Annotated in this window: 2 protein-coding genes; both read left to right on the forward strand. The window is 43.8% G+C overall.

Annotated elements, in window-relative coordinates; all coding sequences use genetic code 11:
* Nucleotides 1–299: 299 nt before the first annotated feature.
* A complete protein-coding gene (speA, locus tag IQO02_RS12105) occupies nucleotides 300–2,207 on the forward strand; it encodes an arginine decarboxylase (RefSeq protein ID WP_010438309.1) in 1,908 nt (635 codons plus the stop codon).
* Complete coding sequence (gene speB, locus IQO02_RS12110) at nucleotides 2,207–3,133, forward strand: agmatinase (protein WP_010438310.1); 927 nt, start codon at nucleotides 2,207–2,209, stop codon at nucleotides 3,131–3,133. Before speA ends, speB begins: the two co-directional genes overlap by 1 nt.
* The last annotated feature ends 671 nt before the right edge of the window (nucleotides 3,134–3,804 follow it).

Here is a 3,804-nt window from a genome sequence, read left to right on the forward strand (position 1 = left end):
AACTTGATGTATAACTAGCATTTTTTGCACCTAAATTTTTGTGGGAAAGTGCTTGAGTTGTGATGCATTTCAGCCTGTTTTCTAGCCTAAAACCTTGTAATTCCTTACTTGTCACTTTAAGTCGGATCGTCGATAAAAAAATGTAATCGTAACCACAAATATCAATGGTTGGACTCACTCTTAATAATATCGGTTAATGCAGCCAACAAATCGTTTTTGAGCGTTTTTTGTTGGGTTATACCTCGCTATTCCAAAGAGGTATCTTCTGTCGATGGCCCTATAGTGTGAGGTCTCTAGAATTGGAAAATTCGGTTAATTTGGAACGCATCCGTGCTGAGTATAATGTAAAGCACTGGAGCCAAGGTTTTTATGGAATTGATGATAACGGCGAGGTGTATGTTTCACCGAGCGAAACCGATCATCAAGTTCCGCTTAGTCAGATCGTAAAACAGTTAGAGCAGCGAAATATTGGTTTGCCTGCTCTTGTGCGTTTTCCTCAAATAGTGCATCAACGTGTGCACAATATCTGTAACGCATTTAACCAAGCGATCGACGAATATCAGTACGACAACCGTTACCTGCTTGTTTACCCGATTAAAGTGAACCAGCAGAAAGAAGTGGTTGATGAGATCTTAGCGAGCCAAGCTCAATTAGAGCAGAAGCAATTGGGCCTAGAAGCGGGTAGCAAGCCTGAACTATTAGCGGTATTGGCGCTGGCTCAAAAAGCGAGCTCGGTGATTGTGTGTAATGGTTACAAAGACAGAGAATACATCCGTCTTGCGCTGATTGGCGAAAAGCTAGGTCATAAAGTATTTATCGTTCTAGAGAAGCTATCAGAACTTGATCTTGTTCTTTCTGAAGCGAAAGCGCTTGGCGTGAAACCTCGTTTAGGTTTGCGTATTCGTCTTGCTTCTCAAGGTGCAGGTAAATGGCAAGCAAGTGGTGGCGAAAAGTCGAAGTTTGGATTGTCTGCATCACAAGTATTGACCGTTATTGAACGTTTAAAAGCAGAAGACCAACTCGATGTTCTCGAGTTAGTGCATTTCCATCTTGGCTCACAAATGGCCAATATTCGTGATGTGCGAAATGGCGTGAGTGAAGCGGCGCGTTTCTATTGTGAACTGCGCGATATCGGGGCTCAATTGAAGTACCTCGATGTGGGTGGCGGTTTGGCGGTTGATTACGACGGCACACGCAGCCAGTCTTCAAACTCAATGAACTACGGCTTGCTTGAGTACGCTCGAAACATTGTGATGACAGTCGGGGACATTTGTAAGCTCTACAATCAGCCACAACCTGTGATTATTTCGGAATCTGGTCGTTCGTTGACTGCGCATCACGCTGTGCTTGTGACTAATGTGATCGGTACAGAAAGCTATTTTCCGGAAGATATGGCGGCTCCAGAAGCTGACGCACCAATGTTGCTACACAACATGTGGAAGAATTTCTTAGAACTAGATGCAGGCAACGATGACCGAGCGTTGATCGAGATCTATAACGACACTCAGAGTGATATCGCAGAAGCGCACAACCAGTTTGCAACAGGCATGCTGAATCTTCAGCACCGTGCTTGGGCAGAGCAGATGTCTTTGCGTATTAACTACGAACTTAGCTCTCGTATGAGCACTAAGAACCGTTACCACCGTCCTATTTTGGATGAGCTGAGCGAGCGTTTAGCCGACAAGTTCTTTGTTAACTTCTCGTTGTTCCAATCGTTGCCAGATGCTTGGGGTATCGATCAGGTATTCCCTGTGTTGCCTCTAAGTGGTTTGGATAATGCGGACGAGCGACGCGCTGTTGTATTGGATATCACCTGTGATTCTGACGGTACGATTGATCAGTACGTTGACGGTCAAGGTATTGAAACGACTCTGCCAGTTCCTGCATGGAACCCAGATGAACCATACCTGATGGGCTTTTTCTTAGTAGGCGCATACCAAGAGATCTTGGGTGATATGCATAACCTATTTGGTGATACCCACAGTGTCGTGGTGAATGTTGATGAAAGTGGTCAAGCGAATATCGACTACATCAATGAAGGCGATACGGTTGAAGACATGATGCGTTATGTTCACATCGATACGGATCTGATTCGTCAGAACTACAAAGATTTGGTCACGGCGAAAGTACCAGATCAAGAGCAACAAAGCGTACTTGAAGAGTTAGAGCAAGGCTTGATGGGTTACACCTATCTTGAGGATTTTTAATGAACGATCTATTTACTAAACCAGATTACTCGCTGTACTCCAATGCAATGACGTTTATGCGTCGTCCATTGGTGCAAAATCCAATCGACAATGATGCTGATGTGGTTGTGCTGGGCGCGCCGTTAGATATGGCTACGTCGGGTCGACCGGGGGCTCGTATGGGGCCTGATGCGATTCGTCGTGCGTCGGTGAACTTGGCGTGGGAAGGCAAAAAATTCCCTTGGGACTTCAATGTATTTGAACATACTTCAGTGATTGATGCTGGCGACCTTGTGTTTGATTGTGGTGATGCAGAAGACCTAACTCAACGTTTGGAAGCGGCGGCTGATGCGATTCTAAGCAGTGGTAAAACTCTGTTAGGTTTAGGTGGCGATCACTTCATTACACTGCCTTTACTTAGAGCATACGGCAAGAAGTACGGTGAGATGGCTTTGATTCACTTCGACGCGCACACTGACACTTACAGTCAGGGCAGTCGTTACGATCACGGCACTATGTTCTACCATGCGCCAAATGAAGGTTTAATTTCGCCTGAACATTCAGTGCAAATTGGTATTCGTACAGAGTACAAGCAGGAAGGCCACGGCTTTAACGTTATTAACGCGATGCAAGCGAACGACATGAGCGTGGACGAGATCATTGCTCAAGTGAAAGGCATTGTCGGTGATAAGCCAGTTTACCTAACGTTTGATATCGATTGTCTGGATCCTGCTTTTGCCCCAGGTACAGGTACTCCGGTATGCGGCGGTTTGAATTCAGATAAAGTTTTGAAAATCATCCGAGGCCTGCAAGGCATCAATATGGTTGGTATGGACGTTGTAGAAGTTTCTCCAGCGTATGACCAAAGCGAGATTACAGCATTAGCTGGTGCGACGATTGCTCTCGAGCTGCTTTACGTTTGGACGGCGAGCCGCTTAACAAAATGACACTAGTGGTTAGTTGTATTTGTTAGCTAACCGAACGTGTCACCTATTTATTCAGAAGCCCATCAGGTTGAACCTGATGGGCTTTTGTTTTTAAGAGAACTAAAATCAAAGGTTTAGGGCTGTGAAAATCGTCTTGCCGTTTCCGTGAACTAATGTGCCGATAGCTACGTAACATACAAGCTATAGCATGGCTTTTGAGCGAAAATTCATCACCTTGATCTTGAGTAATGTCTCAAAGCTGGGACTTACCTCGCTTTACTAACGATGGATAGCTCACCTCAACTAATACCCTGTATTCGTTAATGATTTATCAATTTGATTACTGTATATATTTATAAAATGAAAAGGTGCAATTACATTGTGAAATCACTTGTATATTAATCGGCATCCTACTAACTTTTAGCTAGTCTTTTTAAGCTTTCAAAGAAAGCTTAAATATTAGAAAAGACGTCTCTTAGCACAGACATGGCATTTTTTATGGGGAAGACTAGGCTTAAGAGTAAGTAAACTATAATAAAACAGGTGAAATACATCTCTCCAAGGGTGGTTTGGACATAAGAACGAATTGTCATTGAAAAGAGCTAAGTATGAGTTTGATTAAAACCTGAAATTGCTATTACAAATAATTTTCACAGCTCTGAAGAACAGTGCTTTGTGACAACGGGGGATGT

The organism is Vibrio sp. OPT24, from assembly GCF_015163545.1.
Taxonomy (GTDB): Bacteria; Pseudomonadota; Gammaproteobacteria; order Enterobacterales; family Vibrionaceae; genus Vibrio; species Vibrio cyclitrophicus.